Source organism: Streptomyces sp. SID13726 (assembly GCF_010548375.1).
GTDB lineage: Bacteria > Actinomycetota > Actinomycetes > Streptomycetales > Streptomycetaceae > Streptomyces.
The window spans coordinates 1-381 of the sequence record NZ_JAAGLY010000900.1; the positions used below are offsets into that span (position 1 = coordinate 1).

General features: G+C 71.9%; 1 pseudogene. It reads right to left on the bottom strand.

From position 1 onward, the window contains the following. A pseudogene (locus tag G3I78_RS50890) lies at window positions 1–350 on the bottom strand (site-specific integrase); the annotation flags it as partial. Window positions 351–381 lie beyond the last annotated feature (31 nt).

Here is a 381-nt window from a genome sequence, read left to right on the forward strand (position 1 = left end):
ACGAGGTGCGTGATGTAGGTGTGCCGCAGGCAGTGCAGGTCCAGCTCGCCCGGCAGCCCGGCGCGCTTGCGCACCGTGGCGAATACTTCGTCCAGGCGCCGCACCCCGATCCGGCCGCACCTCTCCGTCACCCACAACGCCGGATGCCGACCCGGAGAGAAGCCGGGCCTCACCTCGGCTACCCACTCCTCGATGAGGGGGACGATCCACTCGATCTCCGGGACAGTCAGCACCGTCCGTCGCTTCGGTGGGCTCCCCCGCGACGCCTTCCCGAACCGCACCTCCACCGCACCCACCCGTCCGTACTGCGGCGCCCGCGGATTCCGCCGCAGGTCGGCCAGATCCCGCATCGCCGTCTCCCGGCGCCGCGTCCCGTAGGCG